Genomic DNA, 23,452 nt, shown 5'->3' with positions numbered 1-23,452 from the left:
GACGTCATGAATCCTCGATCGCGGTCTGCACCCGTTCGTGGAACTCCCGGAGCGCGGCCGACTCGTCGTCCGCGAGCACCGCGTCCGAGTCGACGAGCGTCGCCAGCCCGAACGCGAGCGGGGTCGGGGAGTCGACGGTGCGGTCGACGACCGCGAGGTCCCCGTCGGCGATCCGCTCGGCTACCGCGCGGATCCGGGGCGCGTCGAGCCGGTCGTCCGACAGCTCGCGGTACGTCTCCTCTATCACCGCGAAGTCGTCGAGCCCCTCCGCGAGCGAGAGCAGCGTCTCGGCGGACACCTGCTGTTCGGCGGCCGACTTCTCGTACCCCTTGTACCGCTTCAGGATCATGAGCGAGCGCGTCGCGTTGATCCGGAAGTAGCGCTGGAGGAGGTCGGTCCCCCGCAGCGCCGCCCGGAGGTCCCCGCGGACCGTCTCGGGGTCCAACTCGCGGAGGATGCCCGCCACGTCGACCTTGCGGTTCAGCGGGAGCGCGAGGCTGAACCCCCGGTCCGCGACCGCGACGGTCGGCTCGGCGTCGGTGCGGGCCCGGCACTCGGCGGCGACCAGCCGCGAGAGCCCCTCGTTGAACCGCCGGCCGTAGGTCGAGTGGACGTGGAACCGGCGCTTGTACGCGTCGCGGTCGAGCACCTCCTCGACGGCGAGCCGCGACGGGGTCGACACGCTCTCCGCGCCCGCGTACGCGACCTGTTCGTCGTACGTGCGAGTGATCGCCCGCACCGAGTTGCCGTCGATCGGGAGCTTCCGGAGCCACGCGCGGACCGCGGGCGGACCGCCGCGCTCCAGCCGGTCGAGCAGGTCGCCCTGAAACGCGAGCACCTCGGCGGCGAGGTCGGCCGACAGCGGGAGCCGCTCCGCGTACCACGTGGGCACGGTCGGGCGCTCGTCGGTCCGGTCGGCGTACACCTTCGAGCCGCGGCGGTAGCGGAACGCGAACCGCTCGCCGCCGAGCGCGAACACGTCGCCGGGAGAGAGCGTGTCGAGGTAGTTCTCGTCGAGCGTTCCGACCGCGTCGCCGTCGCGGGTGACCACGTCGCAGCCGAACGAGTCGGGGATGGTCCCGACGTTGGTCATGTAGATGACCCGCGCGAGCCGGCCGCGCTTCCCGACCAGCGTCTCGCCGACCGGGTACTCCTCGTGGTGATGTTCGCCCTCCGGCGGGTCGTTCGCGTCGCGCCACACCTTCGGGTAGACGTTCCGCTCCGCCAGCCCCTCGTAGTCGCCGGTGAGGTACCGCATGAGCCGCTCGTACTCGCGGCTCCCGAAGTCGCGGTAGGGGTGGGCGCGCCGGAGGATATCGCGAACTTCCCGGTCCGGGCGGACCCGGTTGATCGCCATCCCGTAGACGTGTTGGGCGGCCACGTCGGCGGCGCCCTCGGGGAGCGACACGCGGTCGACGAACCCCGCCTCGGCGCGCGCGAGCATCGCCGCGCACTCGACCAGCTCGTCGCGGTCGAGCGCGAACACCCGTCCCTCGACGGTCTCGCCGGGGCTGTGGCCCGCACGGCCGACGCGCTGGAGCAGCGCTGCGACCGACTTCGGCGACCCCACCTGCACCACCAGGTCGAGGTGCGGCATGTCGATGCCGAGCTCGAGGCTCGTCGACGTGGTCACCACGTCCAGCGTGCCCGCCTTCAGCCCCTCCTCGATCCGGGAACGCTGGGCCTCGCCGAGGCTCCCGTGGTGACAGCCCGAATCGGACTCGTCGTAGTCGAACCGCTCGCGGAGCTCCCGGAGGGTTCGCTCGGCGCCCGACCGCGAGTTCGCGAACACCAGCGTGTTCTCGTGGTCGGCGATGAGGTCGTGGAGCGCGTCGTAAAAGCGGTCGGTGACGACCGCGTCGTCTGTGTGAATGAGGTCTGCGGCCGGCGTCCGGAGTTGCAGGTCGAACTCGCGGCCGAACCGGGCGTCCACGATCTCGCAGTCGCGGGGCGCGAACCCCGCCGTCTCGCCGACCTCGCCGGCGACGCGCTCGCGACCGACGAGGAAGTCGGCGACTTCCGCGAGGGGTTCGACCGTGGCGGAACAACCGATCCGGGTCGGGGAGCCGTCGGCGAGCTCCGTCAGCCGCTCCAGCGACACCGAGAGGTGGGTGCCGCGCTTGTTGTCCGCCAGCGCGTGGATCTCGTCGACGACGACGTACTCGACGGTGCGGAGCTTCTCCTTGAACTTCGGCGAGTTGAGCAGGATCGCCAGCGTCTCCGGCGTGGTGTTGAGCGCGTGCGGCGTCTCCTCCAGCATCGCCTGCCGCTCCGCCTTGCTCGTGTCGCCGTGCCGGATCGCCTGGCGGACGCCGGGATCGGGGTCGCCCTCCTCGTCTCCGTCGGGCTCTTCGTCTCCTTCGGCCCTCTCCGCGCCGCTCCTCGCCGCCATTTCCGCCGCGATCCCCTCGAGCGGCGCTTCGAGGTTGCGCTCGATGTCGTTCGCGAGGGACTTCAGCGGGGAGACGTACAGGCAGTAGACGGAGTTCTCCAGCTCGCCGGCCCGCTCGCGCTCGAAGAGGTCGTCGAGGACCGCGGTGAAGGCGGCGAGCGTCTTCCCGCTCCCCGTCGGCGCGGCGACGAGGCAGTTCTCCCCGTCGTCGACGCGAGGGATCGCCCCGCGTTGCGGCGGGGTGAACAGGCCCCCGTTCTCGCCGACGTACGCGGCGAACTGCGAGACCCACCAGCGGCGGACCGGAGGCGAGAGCCGGTCGAGCACGCCGGAATCGGGGATCGGGACCGTCTCCGGGTCGAACTCGACGGCCGGGGCGTCCGCACCGGAGAGGGCCTCGCGGAGGAGCTCCCGCGCGGGGGGCGACGCCTCGGAGTGCTCCGCGCCCTCGGCCGAACCGCCGTCCGTGAGTTCGCTCACGTCGAACGAGTGGGCCCGGCGCGGGAAAGCGGTTACGTCGGGATCGGCCCTCGTGCGTCCGAGTTCGCGCGAACCGGCCCGTTTATCCGGGATCCGTCCGTGGCGGCGCACGTATGAGTGGAACCTCGGGGTCGGCGGAACGGGAGATCGATCGGAACCTCTTCGTCACCGTCTCCGGCCCGCCGGGCTGCGGCGCGACGACGCTGGTGGAGGGGATCGCGGCCGCGCTCGACTGCGGCTACGTCTCCGGCGGCGAGCTGTTCCGCGAGATCGCCGCCGAGCGCGACATGAGCCTCTCGCAGCTGATCGCGAAGGCCGGCGAGTCCGAGGAGATCGACCGCGCGCTCGACGAGCGGCTCCGCCGGATCGCCGAGAAGTGGGGGACCGCGAACAAGGCGTTCGTCCTCGAGTCGCGGCTCGCCGGCTGGATCGCCGGCAACCGCGCCGACATCCGGATCTGGCTCGACGCGCCCGACGAGGTGCGCGCCGACCGCACCCTCGACCGCGAGGAGATGACCTCGGAGATGCAGGTCCGGGAAGTGATCGAGGAACAGCGCTACCAGTCGTACTACGGGATCGATCTGTCCGACCGCTCCATCTACGACCTGGCGATCAACACCGGGCGCTGGGACGCCGAGGCGACGCTGGACCTCGCGCTCACGGCGATCGAGGGGTACGACGTGGAGGCCGACGAGGGGGCGTTCGACACGCCCGACTTCGATATCTAGGCGGCCGCAAAATCCGGTCGAGTCGGCCGACCGTCCGAGTCAGAACGTGATGATCTCGTAGTCGTCGTCGACGAGCGAGCGGACGCTCGGGTGCCCGTCGTACTCGTCGAGGGTGACGAGCCCGGCGTCCGCGACCGCCTCGTCGACGCCGAAGGCGCCGGAACAGTAGTCACAGACCGCGGCGTCGTCGCGGACCGCCTGGTACAGCTCGTGGTAGTCGCTCTCCTCGTCTTCGAGCTCCGGGATCCACTGGGTCCCGGCGCCGTCGAAGATGAGTTCCAGCTCGTCGTCGTCGTTCTCGGCGAACTCCTTAGCGGCCTCGAGCCCGTTCGCGAGGCGACCGTAGTCGGCGTGCGATTCGTTGCCGGCGAGGATCACGATTGCCGCTTTTGCCATCGTGTTCGCTTATAAGCGTCACCCCTACAAAACCCACCCGCGGGTGTGTGTCCGGGACGCCGATTCGGTATGCGGTGACGTATCACGAGTGGTGGTTGTGATCGTGTCCGCCGCCGCCCCGCGAGAACTGACCCGAGAAGGCCCGATCGACCACTTCTGAGAGCGCGGGGTGGATGTGGACCGCGTCGCGAATGTCCGCGACGGTCCCCGAGCCCGCGGTCATCGCGACGACGACCTCCTCGATCAGGTTCGACGCCTCGGGACCGACGACGTGACAGCCCTCGATCTCGCCGTCCAGATCGATGAGCACCTTCACGAAGCCGTCGGCGTGCATCGCACTCCCGCGGGCCGTCTCGTCGTACGCGTAGGTGCGGGTGGCGTACTCGGCGTCGGCCTCTCGGAGGTCCCGCTCGCGCGCGCCGACCCCCGCTACCTCGGGCGAGGCGAACACCGCGAACGGCATCGCCGAGTAGTCGACCGGCTCCGGCTCGTCGCCGAGCAGGTTCCGGACCACGGCCTTCGCCTCGTGGTTCGCGCTGTGTTTCAGCAGGTACTCGCCGACCACGTCGCCGAGCGCCCACACGCCCTCCGCGTCGGTTCGCAGGTACTCGTCGGTCTCGACGAAGCCGTTCACGTCGGTCTCCACGCCCGTAGCGTCGAGGTTCAGCATATCCGTGTTCGGTCGGCGGCCCGTCGCGACGAGCAGTTCGTCGCCGGTGACGGTCACGTCCTCGGCCTCGTCGGGCGCACCGACCGTCTCCCCGCCCGCGCGGACCGAGTCGGCCTCGGGGTACGGCCGGGCCTCGACCGTCACCTCGCCGTCATCCTCGTCGGCCGCGACGGCCTCGTAGCCGGCGTACACGTCGAACCGGTCGGCGTACCGGTCGGTGAACGCCTCGCCGACCTCCGCGTCCGCCTCCGGGAGGAGGTGCTCGCGTCGGCCGACGATCGTCACGTCGCTGCCGAAGGTATCGAAGAAGTGGCCGAGTTCGGCCGCGATGTATCCGCCGCCGACGATCACGAGGCGGTCCGGCGGCTCCTCCAGCCGGAGCGCCTCCGTGCTCGTGAGGTGGTCCACCTCCTCGATCCCCTCTATCGGCGGGATCGAGGGACGCGTGCCGGTGGCGATCAGGACGGTGTCGGCCCGCAGCGCGGCGCCCTCGTCGTCGCCGTCGACGACCTCGACCGTGCGGTCGTCGACGAACTGCCCGGTTCCCGAGAACAGGTCGTGGGCGTCCGAGGACTCCAGCCCCCGCCGGATCGACTCGGAGCTCTCCGAGACGTCCTCGTTCACCTTCCGGACGATCTCCGCGAAGTCGACGTCGGTCACCTCGGCGTCGATCTCGAACTCCCCGGCCCGCTCGATCGTCTCCATCACGTCGGCGTGATAGAGGAGCCGCTTCGAGGGGATACAGCCGCGGTTGAGACACGTGCCGCCGAGCCGCCCCTCCTCGACGACCGCGACCGAGTTCCCCCGGCCGGCCATCGCGTTCGCCACGTCCAGTCCCGATCCCGAGCCGATGACGAGGAAGTCGTACTCCTGCATGCGTCTCCAAAGCACGCCCGGAGGCATGAAGCTCCGGCCGACGTGCGGGGCTCGCACCGAGCCGCGGGGACTCGCACCGAGCCGCGGGGACGCGGACGGTCTCAGAGCGTGGTCACGTGGTCGACGCCGACCTCGCCCAGCGCCTCGTAGAGGTCCGGGAAGCGGCCGACGGTCGCGCCCTCGACCGTGTCCGTCGCCTCGTAGCGGTCGCGGCCGTGCTCGTCGGTGACGGTCGGATCACCGCCCGTCGGACCGCGACCGATCAGACCACGACCGACCCGAACGGGTACGCCGGCGACTCCGCGGTCCAGACGGTCCCGGAGTCGACGTCGACGAGGGAGACGCGGTCGTCGTCGTAGTGCGAGACGGCGAGCCGCCCGTCTCCCGCTCCGCCGACGGGCGTCGCGACCAGTCCCGGCGCCGCCGTCTCGACGACCGCGCCGTCGAGCGACCGGAGGCGGGCGGCGGCCGCGTCGAGCACCCACCGCTCGCCGGCGACCTCGAAGACGTCGACGGGGCGCGAGAACCCTTCGTGGACCGCGATCGGCTCCAAGTCCCGGTCGAACTCGTGGACGACCCCGTCGCCGCGGCCGGGGACGAACACGCGGTCCGCGGTCGCGACGAGGTCGTACGGGTCGGCGCCGACCGCGGCCTCGCGGCGGATCGGTTCTCCGTCGGAGAGCGACCCGGCGTCTCCCCCGGGATCGAAGGCGACCACGCGGGCGCCCCGTTGGTCGACAGCGTACCCGCGCTCCCCGTTCGGCGAGACCGCGACGCCCTGCACGCGGGCGTCCGGCCCGGCGTCGATCGCGCCGATCCGCTCGCGGCTCTCGGTGTCCACCACGTCGACGACGCCCTCGCGGCGGCTCCCGGAGTAGAGCCGGTCGCCGTCGGGAGAGACGGCGATCTCGTGCGGCTCCGCGCCGACGGCGACGCGGTCGACGAGCGTCAGGCGCTCGGGATCGATGACCGCGAGGGCGTCGCCGGCGGAACAGGAGACGTACAGCTCCCCGTTCGCGGTCGCGAAGTGCGAGGGCCCCAACACGCCGGTCTCGACCCTCGTCACCTCTCCGCCCGAGCCGACCGCGGTGACGGCCCGCTCGCCCATGGTGGCGACGACGGTCCGCCCGCGGCACGTCGTCGCGTGGACCGGATGGCTCCCGACCGGGACCTCGCCGAGCCGGTCCCCCGTATCGAGCGCGAACAGGGCCAGCAGGTCGTCGCCCTCGCACGGAACCGCGAGGACGCGGTCGATGGACGAAGTCATCCAGTACAGGAGAAGTCGCCGCCGTCGCCGTCGCCGCCGACGCTCCCGTCCGTCTCGACCACGACGTTCGTCGCCGTCTCGACCGGGTACCGCCCGCGGTCGCCGTCGACGTTCGCCCACTCGCCGAAGCCGCCGTCGTACAGGCGCACGTCCTCGAAGCCGATCGCCTTCAGCGTCAGCCACGTCGAGGTCGGGTCCACGTTGTCGTCGCCGTAGACGACGACGGTCCCGCTCCGGTCCAGCTCGGCGTCGACCTCGTACAGCTGGACGAGCCGGCCGGGGTCGGTCATCCGCCGGCCGTCGACGTTCCCGACCCAGTGCACGTCGACCGCGCCGGGGAGGTGGCCGTGGCGGTCGTGGTCCTCGTTCAGAAGGTCGGAGCCTGCGGCGGCGAGGTACGCCTCCGGCACGCGCACGTCGACGAGCCCCGGACCGTCCGCGTTGAACGTGCCGACGCGGTCGGCGAGCCACTCGTGGGTGACCCACGCCGAGTCGTTCCGCTCCGGCTCGTAGTCGGTCGGCGAGACCCGGTCTCGCGACCCCGTTCCGAGGCGACCGTTCCAGGCCGAGAGTCCGCCGTTGAGGACGCGGATCGACCCCTCGTGGCCGACCGCGGCGAGCGCGAACGCGACGCGGGTGACCCGCGACCCGACGCTCGCGCCGTAGACGAGCACGTCGTCGTCCGGCGCCACGCCGATCTCGCCGAACGCGGACGCGATCGCGTCGGCGTCGGGAACGTCGCCCTCGTCGATCGACTCGCGGGCCGTGACCGCGTCGAACGGCACGCGTCGGGCGCGGTAGATGCGCTCCTCGCGGAATCGCTCCGCGTCGCGCGCGTCGAGGACGACGGTGTCCTCGCGGTTGTCGGCGAGCCAGCTCGGTCCGACGAAGTGGCCCACGTTCCCCGACACCTCGTTCTGCGCCGCCACGTCGGCGGGGGTCGTCACGCCGAGACAGCCGGCCGTGCTCGCCGCGCCCGCGACGGTCGCGCCCGCCGCCGCGCGCAGGAGGCCGCGGCGGGTGGCGTTCTCGGTGGAGTCGGCGTTCTCGGTGGAGTCGCCCTCGTCGCCGTCACCGTTCGAATGCTTTCCCGTCATCCGCAGTAGCAGTGGTCGTCCATACACCACGACGCCTCCATCTCGCCGAAGGTGATCCCGAGCGAGGCGAGCGACGCCTGTACCCGCGACACCGCGTCGCCCTCCGGGCGGACGGTGCCGGCGGCGGCTCCCGTGGGCGCCTCGCCGACGTCGATCGTCTCCGTGACCTCACGGCTCGCGTGCTCGACGACGGCGACCTGATTGGCGTCCTGCACGGGGACGTACAGCTTCTCGCGGTTCGGGCCCCACGACGCGGAGATGCTGCTTCCGCCCACGTCCAGCGTCGTCTCGTACTCGAAGCTCTCCAAGTCGATCACGCCGACGCCCTCGCCGGGGATGAGGAGGTAGGCGGCCTCGTTGTCCGGGGACACCTCGCTCGTGATCGGCGCGCCGGGAAGCCCGTCGTCGCGGGTGATCTTCCCGACCTCCTCGGGGTTCTCGGGGTCGGAGACGTCCCAGAGGCTCTCGGAGCCCTCGCGGGGCACCTCCGGCTCGCCGCCCAGCGTCCCTTCCCCGTTCTCGACGAGGACGTACTCCCCGTCGAACGCGGCGGTACACATGAAGGGGAGGACGTTCCCCTCGGTGACCGGCTCTCCCGAGCCGACGCGGGCGACGGTCTCGAACGGGTCGACGCTCAGCACGCGGATCGACTCGTCGGCCACGTCGACGACGAACGCGTAGTCGCCGTCGGGCCCGAGCGTCATGTCGCAGGGGCCGACGTAGCCGGTCTCTATCTCCGCGGTCACCTCGCCGAAGGTCTCGCTGTCGCGGTCGGCGTCGACGCGGAAGATGGCGTGGTTCTCGTCGCCCTCGGGCTCCATCCCGGTGGTTCCGCCCGAGGCGATCAGCAGGTGGTTCCCGTCGGGAGTGACGTTCGGGTAGTTCGGGCCGTAGCCGGTCTCGACGAAGGCGACCTCCTCAAGGGTTCGCTGGTCGATACCGCGGACGCCGCCGGAGACGTTGAGCCAGAGCACGTCGTGGTCGGCGTCGATCCCGGTCGAGTACTGGTTGGCCGGGAACGAGGCGGTCGTCCCGAGGAACGCGGAGGTGAGCAGCTCGTCCGACTCGGTGTCGATCACGCTGACGGTCCGGTCCCCGTTGTTGAACACGAACATCGTCGGTTCGGGGTCGGCGCCGTCCCCGCCGCCCCCGCCGGAACAGCCCGCCAGCGCGGTCGTCGCGCCGACGGTCCCGGACGCCTGGAGCAGGCGCCGCCGGTCGATCCCCTCCGCGAAGGGGTTCCGGCGGTCGTCGTTCGCCAGATCGCTCCCCTTCGCGGGACGGGGGTTCGCCTTCCCCTTCGCGGAGCCGGGATCCGCGTCGGCCCCCGAGGGACGCGAATCCGCGTCGGTCGTCCCGCAACAGCAGTCCTCGCTCATACCCACGGAACGCGTCTCACGGCTAAAGGCTCCTCGGCCTCCCCGTTCGTTGCCCCGTGTGTTACGTAGGGGCAAATGATGCGCCATTCTCCGACACGAGGGAGCCGTTACCGTCTCCAGCGACGCTTTACGTGCGGGAGCGTGAGATCCGGTAATGTTGCTGTCGCCCGTCGCCTACGTCGGCGTCTCTATCGCGGTCGGCTTGTCGTTCGGGGTCCTGTTACAGAAGGCGCGGTTCTGCTTCGTCAGCGCCTTCCGCGACTTCGTCGCGTTCAAGGACACCCGCGTGCTGAAGGGGCTGCTCGCCGGGCTCGCCGTGATGACGGTGTTCTGGAGCGTGCAGGCCACGTTCGGCTACTTCCGCGGGTTCTGGACGCCCGCGTGGGGGCTCGGCTCGCTGTTCGGCGGCTTCGTCTTCGGGCTCGGCATGACCCTCGCCGGCGGCTGCGCGTCCGGCACCCTCTACCGCGCCGGACAGGGGTACGTCCAGTTCTGGCTCGTACTCTTCTTCATGTTCGTCGGCTACGTCCTCTTCGCGTTCGCGTTCCCCGTCGCCGAGACGTACTACTTCCAGACGCTGAACCCGTTCCAGGGGCAGACGCTGTACCTCTCGCTCCCCTTCTCTCCGGCGCTCACCGGGGCCGGCGCCGTCGCGCTCGGCACCCTCGCGTACGCGTTCGTGAAGGGGCGGAGCCGGCTCCCCGACGACCCCTCGGGCGGAACCGGCGTGGAGGCCGACACCCGCGCGCAGGCGGCGATCGGCGCCTCCCGGACGCTCTCGGCCGTCTCGCTCGGACTGCGCGGCATCGCCGACGGGACCGTCGAATACGTCCGCGGGATTCGCGGCGACGACCGGCCCCTGAAAGTCCGGCTCCGCGACTCGTGGGACGCGCGGACCGCGGGCGTGGCGATGGCGCTCATCGCGAGCCTCTGGTTCTACGTGCACGGCCACTGGGCGATCACCGGCAGCGAGGCGCGCTGGGCGGGCTACCTGCTGGCCGGGGCCGGGTTCGACGTGGCGAGCGTCGAGTACTGGGGGTCGATCCTGTTCCGCGACGGGAACATCTCGCTGACCATCGACATGGTGATGATCGCGTCGCTGATCGTCGGCTCCTTCCTCGCCGCGTACGCCTCCGGCGACTTCCGCGTCCGGAAGCCCAAGCTGAACCGGGTCCCGAACTACGCGATCGGCGGCCTCCTGATGGGCGTCGGCTCGCGGCTCGCGGCCGGCTGCAACATCGCGAACCTCTTCTCGGGGATCGCGCTGCTGTCGGTGCACTCCTTCCTCGCCGGCGCGGGGATCATCCTCGGCGTCTACGCGATGACCCACTACATGTACCGCGAGGTCGGCTGCGCGATTTAAGGAGAACTGTCAGTCGGGTTCGTCGGTTGATACGCCGATCGGGTCTTTTCGTGGCTATGAGAGTCTTCGAAGCTCCAGCCACTCGCTTATAAATTGGTGCACTAGCGCGGAGAACATCTCCAGAGCTCCAGCCGCTCGGCTATGCGTCGTTGCAGCCGCTGTGACGGAGAACACCTTCAAAGCCCCAGCCGCCCGCTTATAAGTGGTTGCCGGTGACTCTGCGATGAAGACTCAGTACATCACAAAGCCGGTTAGTTGAGACGTCTGCTTGCTGAAGGTGTGTCTAATACCAAGCAAGCAGACGGTGAAATTCACGAGGACCAGCTTCTTAACTTCCTCGTCAACTCCCTTGACGAGGAAGTTGCCCTCACACTCGCTGAAAACGCTGAACTCGATGCTGAAGACATCTACGAGGTCCTCGTCGGCGCGTGCGCCGACGGGACCTCGGTCTCAACGCTCTGTGAGAAAAGCGAAGATGCTCCCCACGAAAATTCGGTTCTCTACCATCTCCGCACCAAGTTCGATCTTGAGACGCTCGAACAAGTCGGAAACGCGCTCCTTCAGAAGGACGTCCTCGACGTCCTTCCCCAGCAGGTGGAGGTCGTTTCAGACCTCCACCTGCGGCCCTACTACGGCGACGAAGATGGGACAGACGGCTTGTATCACTCACAAGCGAAGCGTGGAACGACTGCGTTCCACGCCTACGCCACACTCTACGCGCGTGTGAAGAACAAACGCTACACGCTGGCGGTGCGCCGTCTCGAAGACGGCGACACCGCCAGCAGTGTCCTCGCAGAGTTTCTCGGTATCCTCGACGGCCTTGACCTCGAGGTCAAGGCCGTCTTTCTTGACCGCGAATTCTACGACAGCAAGTGTTTGACGCTGCTTCAGGCACACAACCACGCCTACGTCATGCCGATCGTCCGCTGGGGACAGACGATCAAGCAAGAACTCTCGGAAGGCTGGAGTCGCGTGATTCAACACGACATGACGGCGAAACTCGACGGTCACAGCTGGACCGTCGAGTTTCCCGTCTACATCGACTGTACGTACCAAAACGGACGGTACGACGAACATGGAGTGGCGCGTCACGGCTACGCCGCTGACGCGCCGTTCATCAATTCACCACGAGACGCTCGATACCACTACGCGAAACGCTTTGGTATCGAGGCCAGCTACCGACTCTCCGAGCAAAGTATTGCGACGACCTCGACACAAAATCCGGTCGTACGGCTGCTGTACGTCGTGGTGAGCTTGTTGTTACAGAACGTCTGGCGGTATTTACACTGGGAGTACGTGGCGACGCCCCGCCGTGGAGGGCGTCGCCTCTGGAAGTGGTCGTTCAAGGAGTTCATCAACATGATTCAACGGGCAGCGTGGACGGCCCTCGCGACGCGTCGGGCCGTCCCCGCAAACCGACCACCAGACGACCGGTTTACTCGCTAATCTCCGACCGGGCTAGCCTCCGCCAGGAGTGGCGACGCTGTCGCGTCGGCGGCAGCCGCCGCCGACAGCGACAGCTCTCCGTCGGTTCGTCGACGATCTTCTCGTCAAGACCACCCAGCACAACCGCTCCACCACAGAACTCAGGCTTCAGAAACAGCTAGCTGAGGATGCTTTGTGAGGTACTGATGATACTCGTCACAGCGACCCCGATGCCAAATCCGGGCGTGGTTCCGCGGGTCGGTTCTGACGACACTGCACCGTCTGTGGTGGCGTTATTCGGCTCCCGGTCGTCTGTCGAAGTGTTATCCGATTCTTGGCTACGATCGGTCTCGTTCTCACCGACGCGAATCGTCGTCGTGGTCGTTTCGATACGACCCTTGTCATCTATCGCTCGCAGGGTAACAGCGTACTCACCGGGCCCGGTGAATTGATGCGTGATCGTCTCGCCAGCCGCGGTCTCCTCATCAGTAAGCTGCCACGTGTACGCGAGCACCTCTCCCACACCGAGTGCTGACGAACTCGCATCAAACGTGATTTCGTCGCCGGTCTCCGGCCGGTCGGGCGTGTACTCGAACGCCGGTCGGAGACCCAGTCGCTGACCGAACCCGCTAACGTCGTCTCCATCGAGGCTTCGCTGGTGGAACTCAACGATGTCTTCGAGCGCCATGCGGGGAGAGTGGCCAGCACCTTCGTACACTTTGAATTGGGCATCTACTCCAGCTTGCTCGTAGGCTCGCTGGCAGGTCGGGAAGCGGTCCGCAACCATCGCTTCCCCGTACACGTCCAGTGCGATTTCACGCATGCTGTCGCTCCATGCGTCGTCGTACGGGATCGTGTCATTCCCGTCGTCTTCGCCCATGTAGAGAAACTGGTTCGTTTCATTCAGCGCGTCCAGATCGACGGATTCCCCGATCAGCGCTTCAACATCAGCAATGCCGATATGAAAGTCGAGCGTGTGACCGTCGGCTTCTTCGAGGGGGAGGATCGCCGTTCCGTTGAGACCGCCGGCCGTGACGGAACGGACACGGTCGGGATGGAGGACCGTGAAGCGGTCGACGAAGTTGCCCGCGGCAGAGAATCCGTTCAGCATCACCTGATCGTCGACCGGATACGACCGCTCGCTGAGGCGCTGTCGGGCGTCGTCCGCCATCCGTAGCAGCTGACGATCGACGCGTTCTAGCGGACCATCCGATATCTGCATCGTTTGGCGGTCCAGCGCGTGGACGTAGTGTCGCCAGTCGACGGGATCGGACTCCGGTCGCGGCAAGACGGGGATCAGGAGCGGAACCGAAAGCCGATCGGCGACGGTCCGCGAGATACCACTCTCGATACGACGCCGGGCCGAGCGTCGCTGTACGTCGAAATCGTCTGTAGTTTGCCCGCTGTTGTTCGGCTGGACAAGAATCGAGGCCTGTTGTTCGTTTTCCCGCCGCGACGGCGCATAAAGGAAGTACGGATAATTGAACCCGGCATCTGAGTCCGACTCGATGAGAGTCGGCTCGATCCCGGATGCGAGGTTCGGGTCCCCGCTGATAGTGACGCGCGCGGCTTCCCGCGCGATTCCCTGTCCATCGTTGTCGTAGAGGTTTGCGGTGACTGTCTCGGTCTCGGTGAGCGGTGGCTGAAGGTCCACTTCGTACTCCCCGTGAACCGTCCCGGCGTCGAACGAGATCGGTCCAGCAAGGGTGGTTGATTCGGAATCCAGGATTCGGAACTGTGCATCAATATCCGTACTGATTTCAGCGACGGTTAGCCGGGTGCCGTCGGTAGTTTGGTCGTCGAAGGAAATCGAAACGTCCGACGAGGTTTGTGCTGAGACGCTAGTAGCGGTACCGAGCGTGGCAACTCCGAGTACCGATGCTCCGGCGCCTGATACCACGTCCCGGCGCTTCATCGACCCTCACCTGCCACGGGAGATGCAAACCGTGCGACCTCGCCTGCCACACTGTTCAGATCGTTGCGACTCCCGTTCAGCCCTCCCTCAATACTGACCGGCGCGTGGAGTCCGACTGGTTTTGTCATCTACCTCGATTTAGCGCGGGGTGTGTACTAAAACCACCCAATTTTCTTATATGTAGGTGGTTCGATTGCTGAGAAGAATTACAGAATCGTAACGGAGGTCGCCACGTTACGTGAATTTCTGCTCGACGTCGGACGACATCAAATACCTATGAAAAATTAAATTAATCCAGTAGAACTAATATCCCCGAACAGAATTCCGAATTATGAATTCGGAAACCAACATATCACTCGACGCGATCGGTCTCAAGCATCCGTATCGTCGCGCTCGACTGCTTCTGTCGGGCTTCGGATTCCTTACCGCGCTCTATTTTCTCGGATCAGCGCTCTTTTTGCTACCTGCGTTCTTCCTCGTGAGCGCGTACGGACCGGTCGGCTGGCTGCTGACGGTCCTTCTCGTTTCAGGGGTAATTGGCTGGATAGCGTACCGTGGATACACGAACCAACTCCGTCGGATACTGGGAAACGCCGAGCGCGTGACCGCGGAAACCCACCCGGAACTCGGGGACGCGGTAGCGTTCATCGATCGCGAGGCGGAAAAGAGAGGGATGAGCCCCCCAGAGCTCTATGTAACCGACCGGCCCGACGCCAACGCGTTAGCGCTCGGGCGCCGGAAGAACGGGTATATCGTCCTCCACGACGGCCTCTTTACGACACTCGATGACTCCGCTGAGCTGAACGCGGTTCTCGGCCACGAGATCGCGCACATCGCGAATCGAGACTCGGTCATGATGCAGCTCACGGTCGGAATCCAGGAAACCCTCGTCCGGTTCTGGACCTGGGTCGGGTACGCGCTCCGGACGTGGATGTATCAGCGTCGGGGCGTCGTACTCGGCCCGCGTGAGGAAGATGCCATCCTCCGGAAGGCAGAAAGACGATCGCGATACGTCTGTAGCCCGATCGGGCTGTTTACAAAGTCCCTCTCGCGGCATCGTGAATACATTGCGGACGCCGAAGGAGCGGAAGCAACCTCCCTCGCTGCGATGGTCGACGCGCTGGAATCGATTGAATCGAACGACCAGCAATCACGCGTCGCCGACGCCCCGCAGGCGCTCTGTATCTATGGTGAACCGACCGGGCTCCTGTCGCGACTGCGAGCGACGCACCCGCCGCTACGGAAGCGGCAGCAGAACCTACGGAAATCGTTCGACGATGATACAGCGTCACAGTCGTAGTTGACGCGTCACAGCAGCTACGAAAAGGAGAATCTCACTCGTGGCTATCGAATCCAGGCACTTCGAACAGCGAATCGGAGATCGCGTTCGTCTGCGGCTTGGTCGTCCGAGTCGGGAGCAGATCGAGTACCTGATCCTCTGAGAGCAGATACACGCTCGATTTCGCGCCGCTGCGCATTCGCCGGTGTGTGAGATAAAACACCCGCTCACCCGGACTCGGGTCCGCCGTCCAGACCGACGAGATCTCGCCGGGCGGTCGAATTCGTCCACCGCTCTCGTCGACGTCCTCGATATCGTATATCTTGTAGATACCGACGTTCGTGTACGCGTCTTTTTCGAGAGGACGCTCCGAGAGAACGATGTACCGATCGTCGTTCTCCACGCTCCAATGGATCGCAGGTCCCTTTGTGAGGTGGTTCGTCGCGACTGTCTCTCGGACTTGTTCGGGAAGTCGAATCATGCCGCCCGAATTCACGGTCGCCTGAATCAGGAAATCCCATCCACGAAATCCGTCCATACCCTCCGAGGGCCTCCGTAACAACCTAAGTGTTTGCGCTCGGACAGTCGCGAACTCCCCCGCGTCGAGAGCCAGCAGACGGCCGATCACAGCGGCGTAACAGGGAGTTAAGAACGGCGCCGAAAGAACGTTCGACAGCGCCGCTTCAGTCGTCGAGCGGATTGTCCACGTCGATCGCGCCCGAGTCGATCTCGGCTTCGACCTCTCGGGCCGCGGTGACCATGTTCTCGGTCTTCCCGTACGCGATCTCGCGCGGGAGGAGCTTCAGCCCGCAGTCGGGCGAGATCGTGAGCTTCTCCGGCGGGACGACGCGGAGGCCCTGCCGGATGTTCTCCTTGATCTCCTCGACCGGCTCGACCTCGGCGGTGTGGGCGTCGACGACGCCGAGCGCGAGGTCGGGCTCGAACTCGGGGTCGGTGAACGTCGGGATCTGCTCGAAGTCGCCGTTACACAGCTCCACGTCGAACTCGTCGATCGGGTAGTCGTTGATCTCGGGGTAGATCCGCGAGTAGTCGCCGTAACAGACGTGGAGGCCGATCCGGACCTCCTCGTCGATGCCCGAGACGATGCGTTCGAGGGCCTCGCCGACGATGGCGTGGTCCTCCGGCGTCGTCGCCAGCGCGGGCTCGTCGATCTGGATGTAGCGCGCGCCGGCCTCGACCAGCTTCTCGACCTCCTCGTTGACGAGGTCGGCGAGGTCGTACACGAGCTCCTCGGTCGAGGGGTACGCCTCGTTGAACGCCCAGAACCCGAGCGTGTACGGCCCCGTGATCGGGACCTTGACGGGGCGCTCGGACACGTTCGAGGTGAACTCGAACTCGTCGACCAGCCACGGCTCGTCGTACGCGACCTCCTCGACGACCGAGGGCTTGTCGAAGTAGTTGTGGCCCCACACCTTCACGGGCCCGTTGAACTCGTAGCCGTCGATGCGGTCGGCGAAGAACTCCACCATCTCGTTGCGACGCATCTCGCCGTCGACGACCGTGTCGAGCCCGGCGCGCTCGTGCTCGTGGGTGATCAGCCGGCAGGCGTCGTCGTGGGCCTCCTCCAGATCCGCTTCGTCGAACTTCGAGTCGGGGTCCTCGACGAGCTCGTCGGCGCGGTTGAGCCACTTCGGCTTCGGGTACGAGCCGACGACGGTCGTCAGCAGGAACGCGTCGTTCGGGTGGTCGTGCGGGCGGAACTGTTCGCGGTTTGCTTCGGGGGTTCGGACCATTACTCTAACACCTCCGCGGCGGCGGCGAGCGCGTTCAGCTTCGCGCGGTACTTGTTGGTCGGCAGGTAGAACAGCTCGGTGTTGGGCGTCAGGTAGGTCCGATCGAACCCCTCGGCGGGAATCTGCGACTCGAACCACTCGACGCGCTCCGCGACCGTCTCCGGCTCCTCGACGAGCGTGTTCTGCCCGTCGACGAGCCCGAGCGCGAGCGAGTCGGTCGCGCCGAACTCCTGGACGTTGTAGACGGTGTCGTCGCGGTCGCCGGCGACCAGGTCGAGCCCGAGCGCGTCCGCGCCCGCCTCGTCGACGAGGTGGGCGTACAGCTTCTCGCCCAGCGCGCCGTAGGAGGTCTGAACGACCACGTCGGCGTCGGTCGCGTCGGCGACCGTCGCGATCGCGTCGGTCGCGGCCGACTCCTCGCCCTCGGCGGGCGGGTTCGTCACCAGCGACGGTTCGAGGAGGAACAGCGTCTCGTGGGCGGGGAACGCCTCGACCTCGCCAGCGAGGAACTCGGCGATCGCCGCCTGGAACTCGGCCGCGTCGCCGTAGTGCTCGTCGGTGGCGAGGTCGGCGAGCGAGTACGGACCGGAGAGCGTCGCCGCGAGGGGCTCCTCGCCGTCGATCAGGTCCGTCGCCCGCTCGAGCTCGCGCGCCACGTCGCCGGAGAAGTCGAGATCGTCGACGACCCGCGGGTCGCGGTAGAAGTTGTTGTTGTCGTAGTACCGCACGATCCCGCCGGTCTCGACGCCGTCGTGGACCGTCAGCGGGTGCGCGATCATGTCGTCCCAGCGCCCCTGTCCCTCGACGACGCGGTCGAGGCCCGCGTCGAGCTGGTCGTCGACGTACTCGGCGCGCACCTCCGCGTACTCCTCGACGATCGCCTCGCTCTCGTCGCCGCTCAGGAGGTCGCCCTTCTGGTGCCCCTTGAGGTCGGAGAGCGTCTCTTTCGCCCAGTCCGGGAGCGGATACAACCCCGGCGTGGCCGCGACTCGTTCAGTCATCACCGTTGGTTCGATATGCCGCCGTATAATATTTGCTAATGTTATTTATGCTCTGAAGTAATTAACCGGTGATCGGCGTCGCTGGCGGACGGGCACCGCCTCACTCCCGCCGGAGCGCCAGCACCGTCAGCGTCTCGAACGGGAACGACTCCTCGACGACCGGCTCGGCCGCGAACCCGGCGTCCTCCGCGAGGGCGAGCACCTCGTCGTACCCCGTCAGCGACGAGACCAGGAGCAGGACCACGCCGCCGGGCGCGAGGACGCGCCCCACGTCGTCGAGGAACGGCTCGATGAGCTCGCGGCCCGACTCGCCGCCCGAGAGGGCGTGTTCCATCCAGTCGTCCCACTCGTTGTCCGGGTCGGTCGGGAGGTACGGCGGGTTGAAACACACCGTGTCGAACGCGTCCGCCCGGAACGGCGAGAGGAGGTCGGCGACGACCCCCTCGACGCCGCGATCGCGGGCCTGCCGCGCCGCGTGCGGGTTGAGGTCGCTGCCGACGGCGTCGAGCCCTCGCTCCTCGGCGATCCGTTGAGCCACCCAACCCGAGCCCGTGCCGACCTCCAGCACCCGCCCGTGCGCCTCCTCGACCGCCGCCTCCGCGAGCAGCCCGGAGTCCTCGGCCGGCTGGTAGACGACGGCGTCGTCGAGCCCGCGCCGCTCCGCGAGACCGGAGTCGGGACCGTCTTCGGTCATCGGTCCGCCCCCTTCGAGCCGGTTCCGTCGGTGCCATCGTCGTCGGTACCGCTCTCGGACGCCTCGTCACCGTCGGCGTCGGATCGAGATCCGCTACGCGTCGCCGCCCGGTCCTCGACCGACGCGTCCAACTGCGGGCCGGAAGCGCCCGCGTCCCGCGCGGAGAGCGTCTGCTGCGGGAAGGGGATCACGATACCCTCGTCTTCGAGCGACGCCTTGATCGCGTTCATCGCGGCGGTCTGGGTGCGCCAGCGCTTGCGCATGCTCGGGTTTCGGATCCAGTAGCGGAGCCCGAGCACGACCGCCGAGTCGGCGAACCGCTTCGTCACGGCGTTCGGCTCGGGCATCCCCGCCACGTCCTCGATCTCGGCGACGGTCTCCTCGATCACCGCCGCCGCGCGCTCGACGTCGGCGTCGTAGTCGACGCCGACCTCGATCTCGATCCGCAGCCGGTTCCGCCGCGATCGGTCGATTATCGACCCCGAGCGCACGTCGTCGTTCGGGAGCGTGATCACTTCGCCGTCGAACGACCGGAGGCGGGTGCTCATGATCGAGATCTCGGTGACCGTCCCCTCGTGGTCGCCGACCTCCACCCAGTCGCCGACCTCGAACGGGCGGGAGAACATGAGCACGAAGCCGGCGAGGATCGCCCCGAGCGTCTGGCGGGCGGCCATCCCGACCACGATCCCGAGGAACCCGGCCCCGACGAGGAGGCCGCCGACGTTGTCGGTGAACAGCCCGACGACGACGAGCAGCGCGGCCGTGTACACCGAGAGCTGCGTGATCCTGAGGATCACCTCCTGCTGGTGGTCCGAGATCGACGCGCTTTCGGCCGAGATCTCGCGGATGACGCCTCCGAGAAAGTCCGTGACCGCGTAGGCGCTCGCTAAGAGCACCACCGCGAGCACGAGGTTCGACAGCTGGTCCGCGATCGCCGCCGACTCGTAGGCGTCGATGAGCGCGCCGCTCCGGTCCCACACCGCGAGCAGCGAGAGGGCGCCGACCGCGGTGGCCCCGGCGACCGCTACCGACAGCAGGAGCCGCCGCTTCGAGGACAGCTCCCCGTTCCGCCGCTTCACCCACCCGGTGAGCAGCCGGACGCCGAGCACGACGGCGACGATCAGCGCGGAGAGCGCGAGGCGCCGGGCGTTCCCCGTCAGGAGCCCGTAAAAGTCGCCGAAGGTATCGGGGAGGGCGGTCGCGTTCTGCGCGAGGACGGCCGAGATCACGACTCCCCTCCGTCGGCCGCGGTGTCACTCTCGTCCGCCTCCTCCCCCGCGGCGTCACCCGACGCCTCCTCTGCGGTCTCCTCTTCAGCCGCGCCGTCGACCGGCTGGGCCGGGACCCCCGGCCGGTTCGACAGCTCGCGCTGCGGGAAGGGGATCCGAATCCCCTCGCGCTCGAACGCCGCCTTGACGGCCTCGACCACGGCGTTTTGCGCGTTCCACTTGCGCTGGATCGTCGGCGGCTGGATCCAGTACCGGAGCCGGAGCACGACCGCGGAGTCGCCGAACTGCCGCCGGATCACGTCCGGCGAGGGCGCGTCGTTCACGGCGTCGCACTCCTCCATGGCCTCGGTCGCGACGCGCGCGGCGGCCGCCACGTCGGCGTCGTAGTCGATCCCCACGTCGGTCGTCAGCCGGAGCGAGTCGCTTCGCGTGAAGTTGGTCACCTCGCTGCCGGTCACCTCGTCGTTCGGGACGAGGACGTGCTCCTCGTCGAACGTCCGGATCTGGGTGTTATAGAGGGTGATGTCGGTGACGATCCCCTCCCGGTCCGAGACGGCGATCCAGTCGCCCACCTCGAAGGGGCGCGCGAATAGGATGATGAACCCGGAGAACGCCCCGGAGAGCGTCTTCCGGGCCGCGAAGCCGACGACGACGCCGAGCGCGCCCGCGCCGAGGAACAGGCTCTGAACGGGGATCCCCCACAGCGTGACGACGAAGGCGATCGCGGGGACGAACATGACGATCTGGACCACGTGGTGAGCGATCTCCTGCTGGTGTTTCGAGACCACACCGTGTCCGGTCCCGTACGCGATCGTCCGGCGCGTGAGCAACGTGGCCGTGTACGCGCCCGCGAGGACGATGACGGTCACGAGCGCGCGGATCAGGTCGGAGGGGCCGATCACGATGAACTCGAAGGCGGACTCGACCTCGCCGGTCAGCCGCCAGACGCCGACGAGGAAGCCGGTGAACGCGAACGTCGCCGCCGTGACGACGGTCCACTGGACGGTCCGGACGACGTCGGTCTCGACCAGCTCTCTCTCTCTCGCCCACCGCCCGCCGGCGACCAGCGCGGCCGAGATGGCCACCATCGTGACGATCGCCCCGGCCGTCGCGGCGTACTGATCGGTCGGGGTCTGGAACCGCTCTCGGATCCTGATCGCCCACCGCCAGTACCACGGAAGCTGGACCGTGAGCGGTCCCATCGACCACGTCATCGCTCAGACCCCCGTCGGCGATCCGCGCTCGCGCGCCAGCTCGGCCAGCGCCGCGAACGCCGACGGCTCCAAGTCCCCCGGCCGACGGCGGAGCAGGTCCTCGTCGGCGGCGTCGACGACCGCGTCCGGGTCGTCCAGTCCGGAGATGTGGCCGGTGTTCCGGACCGCGTTCCGGACCGTCTTGCGCCGCTGGGTGAACAGCGCCTTCACGAACCGGAGGAAGAACGCCTCGTCGCCCACCTCGTAGTCGGGGTCGCGGGGGGTACACCGGACGACGGCGCTCTCGACCGCGGGCTGGGGGTCGAACGCCTCCTTCGGGACCCGCTCGACGATCTCCACGTCCGCGTAGTGCTGGGCCGACACCGAGAGGCGGCCGTACTCGGACTCGCCGGCCGACGCCACCATGCGGTCGGCGAACTCCGCCTGGAACATCAACACGAGCGGCTTCTTCGCGGGGAGCAGCCGGAAGGCGATTTCAGAGGAGACGCCGTACGGGAGGTTCGCGACGCAGGCGGTGAACTCCGGGAGGTCGACGTCGAGCGCGTCGCCCTCGATCACGCCGAGGAGGCCGTCGTCGATCGCGGTCGCGAACTCCTCGCGGAGGAAGTCGGCGAAGGCGCCGTCTCGCTCGATCACGGAGAGGCGGCTGGGGGAGGCGTCGGAGCCGGAGTCGGCGGAACCGTCGCCGGCCACCACCGCCAGCAGCCGATCGGTGAGCGCCCCCGCGCCCCCGCCGATCTCCAGGAGATGGCTCGCGTCGGCGTCGTCGGGGAGGTACGCGGGGATCCGATCGAGCACGCGGTCGTCGACGAGGAAGTGTTGGTCGCGGTCGGGGTTCGCGCGCTCCCCGGCCCGCCGGGCGAGCGCGTCGGGGTCGCGGTCCCCGTACGCCGCGCCAGCGCCCGTCGATGAATCGGTCATGGCCGCGTTACTCCGCGGCTCCGGGTAAAAGTCCCGTTTCGGGTCGTCGCGGGCCGTCCCGACTGTCCGCCGCGAGGACATGTCTGATCACCCACAGACGTAGCGGGATCGATGACGAGAGTGAGTATTGCAGATCGTCGGTTGCGATGGCGTATTTAAACCGACCGTGATCGACGGCGACGATTGCTTATAAAGAACAGTGCGGTGGCGCCGCCGGCGGCTCCGCCGCCGGCTGCAAGAGGCGCGTCGCGCCTCCCTGCGTGCCTGCGAGCGGTCGCCGGCGCTACGCGCCGGCTGTCACCGGGCGAAGCCCGGTTGCCCGAGGGACTCCGTCCCTCGCTGCCAGAGGGACCTTCGGTCCCTCGCTGGAGTCGGCTCGGCGCTTATAAGCGCCGAGCCGACGAGGCTGGGGAGGCGTGAGGCGCGGTTGCGGTGCGGGTGGGACTCAAAGGGGCAGTCGCGAGTCCCGCGAGCATCGCGAGCGGGACCACGAACGTCGCAGCCCGCGCAGCGAAGCGAGCAGGAACGACGTTCGGTGGTCCTCGCGGCTGGGGCTTTGCAGGTCTCCACCGTCGATCCGTTGACCGCTTATAAATAACCGTCAGCAACATCACTCGATCACGTATAAACCCCCGATCGAACCGATTTGCGAGACGTACTCCCGTCATCGATCACGGGGCACGCGCGTCACCGAACCCACCGGACATCTGGCACAAAATCCACCGGACATCTGGCACAAAGTACTCGCTCGCGACCGCTGCTGTACCCCCCACCGAAACGCTCCCCGCCTCACTCCTCGTACCCGACGAAGCGGCGGTACTTGAGGTCCTCCTCGCGGATCTCTTCGACGATCCGCTCGACGATCACCTCCTTCGGGCGATGGAGGCCGGTGACCCGCTCGGATATCTCCTCGAAGCTCTCGAAGGGGCGGCGCTTCCGCTCGTCGAGCACCTTGTTCCGGAGCTGCTTGCCGATCCCCGGCAGGAGGTTGAGCTGGTGGAGCCGCAGCGTGATCGGTCCGGCCTCGTTGTAGAAGTCGACGAACCGCTCCTCGTCTCCCTCCACGATGGCCTCGGCCGCGTACTCGATCTCGGCGGCCGCGTTCCGGGTGAGGTCGTCGAACGACACCTCGTGATACCGGCCGACCGCGGGGCCGTCAAGCGCGATCCGGTCGCTCACGGAGACGTCCGCCCCCTCCTCGAGCGCGAGCTCGTACAGCCCGAACGCGTCCGTTCCGAGCCCGTACGCGACCGGCGACTTCCGGTACTGCGGGCGGTCGTCGTCCGGCCGCCCGTTGGGCATCACGTCCAACAGGACGACCGCGGGACCGTCGTCCGCGTCGGGCGCGTCGGATTCGGGATCGCTCATACGC

General features: G+C 67.8%; 19 protein-coding genes and 1 pseudogene. 4 read left to right on the top strand and 16 right to left on the bottom strand.

What is annotated here, in order from left to right; genetic code table 11:
- Positions 1–4 precede the first annotated feature (4 nt).
- On the bottom strand, positions 5–2,872 hold the full coding sequence (locus tag EDM04_RS08160) for an ATP-dependent helicase (protein WP_123620982.1): 2,868 nt from the start codon (positions 2,870–2,872) through the stop codon (positions 5–7).
- A gap of 113 nt (positions 2,873–2,985) precedes the next feature.
- On the opposite strand from EDM04_RS08160, the gene cmk reads away from it, so the two are divergent.
- Positions 2,986–3,600 carry a (d)CMP kinase gene (gene cmk, locus EDM04_RS08155; protein WP_123620980.1) on the top strand — a complete coding sequence of 205 codons (615 nt, stop codon included), beginning with the start codon at positions 2,986–2,988 and terminating at the stop codon, positions 3,598–3,600.
- A gap of 39 nt (positions 3,601–3,639) precedes the next feature.
- On the opposite strand, the gene EDM04_RS08150 is transcribed toward cmk, so the two are convergent.
- The 6 genes and pseudogenes from EDM04_RS08150 to EDM04_RS08125 form a co-directional block, all read right to left on the bottom strand.
- Entirely contained in the window at positions 3,640–3,996 is a 357-nt protein-coding gene (locus EDM04_RS08150; protein WP_123620978.1) for a DsrE family protein, read from the bottom strand.
- An 82-nt stretch (positions 3,997–4,078) separates the two neighbouring features.
- Positions 4,079–5,542, bottom strand: coding sequence for a dihydrolipoyl dehydrogenase (locus EDM04_RS08145; RefSeq protein ID WP_123620976.1), 1,464 nt, complete (start codon positions 5,540–5,542; stop codon positions 4,079–4,081).
- A gap of 101 nt (positions 5,543–5,643) precedes the next feature.
- Positions 5,644–5,769 (bottom strand): annotated as a pseudogene (locus tag EDM04_RS19035) (sulfur reduction protein DsrE); the annotation flags it as partial.
- A 35-nt stretch (positions 5,770–5,804) separates the two neighbouring features.
- Positions 5,805–6,809: a YncE family protein gene (locus EDM04_RS08135; RefSeq protein WP_123620974.1), complete on the bottom strand. Its 1,005-nt coding sequence runs from the start codon at positions 6,807–6,809 to the stop codon at positions 5,805–5,807.
- Positions 6,806–7,906, bottom strand: a complete 1,101-nt coding sequence (locus tag EDM04_RS08130) for a sulfurtransferase (protein ID WP_123620972.1) — start codon at positions 7,904–7,906, stop codon at positions 6,806–6,808. The genes EDM04_RS08135 and EDM04_RS08130 overlap by 4 nt, the downstream gene beginning before the upstream one ends.
- Positions 7,903–9,285 (bottom strand): hypothetical protein, encoded by a 1,383-nt coding sequence (locus tag EDM04_RS08125; RefSeq protein WP_123620970.1) that lies wholly within the window; start codon positions 9,283–9,285, stop codon positions 7,903–7,905. Before EDM04_RS08125 ends, EDM04_RS08130 begins: the two co-directional genes overlap by 4 nt.
- A 154-nt stretch (positions 9,286–9,439) precedes the next feature.
- Here EDM04_RS08125 and EDM04_RS08120 point away from each other — a divergent pair, with 154 nt between their 5' ends.
- Both EDM04_RS08120 and EDM04_RS08115 read left to right on the top strand, forming a co-directional pair.
- Positions 9,440–10,648 (top strand): YeeE/YedE family protein, encoded by a 1,209-nt coding sequence (locus EDM04_RS08120; RefSeq protein WP_123620968.1) that lies wholly within the window; start codon positions 9,440–9,442, stop codon positions 10,646–10,648.
- Positions 10,649–10,927: 279 nt separating this feature from the next.
- Complete coding sequence (locus EDM04_RS08115; RefSeq protein WP_123619147.1) at positions 10,928–12,094, top strand: ISH3 family transposase; 1,167 nt, start codon at positions 10,928–10,930, stop codon at positions 12,092–12,094.
- Between the two features lie 157 nt (positions 12,095–12,251).
- On the opposite strand, the gene EDM04_RS08110 is transcribed toward EDM04_RS08115, so the two are convergent.
- Positions 12,252–13,988, bottom strand: a complete 1,737-nt coding sequence (locus EDM04_RS08110) for a PKD domain-containing protein (RefSeq protein ID WP_123620966.1) — start codon at positions 13,986–13,988, stop codon at positions 12,252–12,254.
- A gap of 331 nt (positions 13,989–14,319) precedes the next feature.
- Between EDM04_RS08110 and EDM04_RS08105 the strand changes: the two genes are divergently transcribed.
- On the top strand, positions 14,320–15,288 hold the full coding sequence (locus EDM04_RS08105; RefSeq protein ID WP_123620963.1) for a M48 family metallopeptidase: 969 nt from the start codon (positions 14,320–14,322) through the stop codon (positions 15,286–15,288).
- 34 nt (positions 15,289–15,322) lie between these two features.
- Here the strand turns inward: EDM04_RS08105 and EDM04_RS08100 are convergent, their stop codons facing one another.
- The 8 genes from EDM04_RS08100 to EDM04_RS08065 form a co-directional block, all read right to left on the bottom strand.
- Positions 15,323–15,895, bottom strand: a complete 573-nt coding sequence (locus EDM04_RS08100; RefSeq protein WP_123620961.1) for a hypothetical protein — start codon at positions 15,893–15,895, stop codon at positions 15,323–15,325.
- A 55-nt stretch (positions 15,896–15,950) separates the two neighbouring features.
- Positions 15,951–17,021, bottom strand: coding sequence for a methionine synthase (locus EDM04_RS08095; RefSeq protein WP_123620959.1), 1,071 nt, complete (start codon positions 17,019–17,021; stop codon positions 15,951–15,953).
- A complete protein-coding gene (locus tag EDM04_RS08090; RefSeq protein ID WP_123620957.1) occupies positions 17,021–18,022 on the bottom strand; it encodes a 5-methyltetrahydropteroyltriglutamate--homocysteine methyltransferase in 1,002 nt (333 codons plus the stop codon). The genes EDM04_RS08095 and EDM04_RS08090 overlap by 1 nt, the downstream gene beginning before the upstream one ends.
- Positions 18,023–18,122: 100 nt before the next feature.
- Positions 18,123–18,716: a HemK2/MTQ2 family protein methyltransferase gene (locus EDM04_RS08085; RefSeq protein ID WP_123620955.1), complete on the bottom strand. Its 594-nt coding sequence runs from the start codon at positions 18,714–18,716 to the stop codon at positions 18,123–18,125.
- Positions 18,713–19,945, bottom strand: a complete 1,233-nt coding sequence (locus EDM04_RS08080) for a mechanosensitive ion channel family protein (RefSeq protein ID WP_123620953.1) — start codon at positions 19,943–19,945, stop codon at positions 18,713–18,715. The genes EDM04_RS08085 and EDM04_RS08080 overlap by 4 nt, the downstream gene beginning before the upstream one ends.
- Positions 19,942–21,147, bottom strand: coding sequence for a mechanosensitive ion channel family protein (locus EDM04_RS08075; protein WP_241154872.1), 1,206 nt, complete (start codon positions 21,145–21,147; stop codon positions 19,942–19,944). Before EDM04_RS08075 ends, EDM04_RS08080 begins: the two co-directional genes overlap by 4 nt.
- A gap of 15 nt (positions 21,148–21,162) precedes the next feature.
- Positions 21,163–22,080: a 16S ribosomal RNA methyltransferase A gene (locus EDM04_RS08070; protein ID WP_123620949.1), complete on the bottom strand. Its 918-nt coding sequence runs from the start codon at positions 22,078–22,080 to the stop codon at positions 21,163–21,165.
- 789 nt (positions 22,081–22,869) lie between these two features.
- A complete protein-coding gene (locus EDM04_RS08065; RefSeq protein ID WP_123620947.1) occupies positions 22,870–23,448 on the bottom strand; it encodes a DUF655 domain-containing protein in 579 nt (192 codons plus the stop codon).
- Positions 23,449–23,452: the final 4 nt, after the last annotated feature.

The sequence above is a fragment of the Halorubrum sp. CSM-61 genome (assembly GCF_003781945.1).
GTDB lineage: Archaea > Halobacteriota > Halobacteria > Halobacteriales > Haloferacaceae > Halorubrum.
Note: the sequence above shows the minus strand (reverse complement) of the source record. Positions and strands in the feature narration are given on the sequence as shown.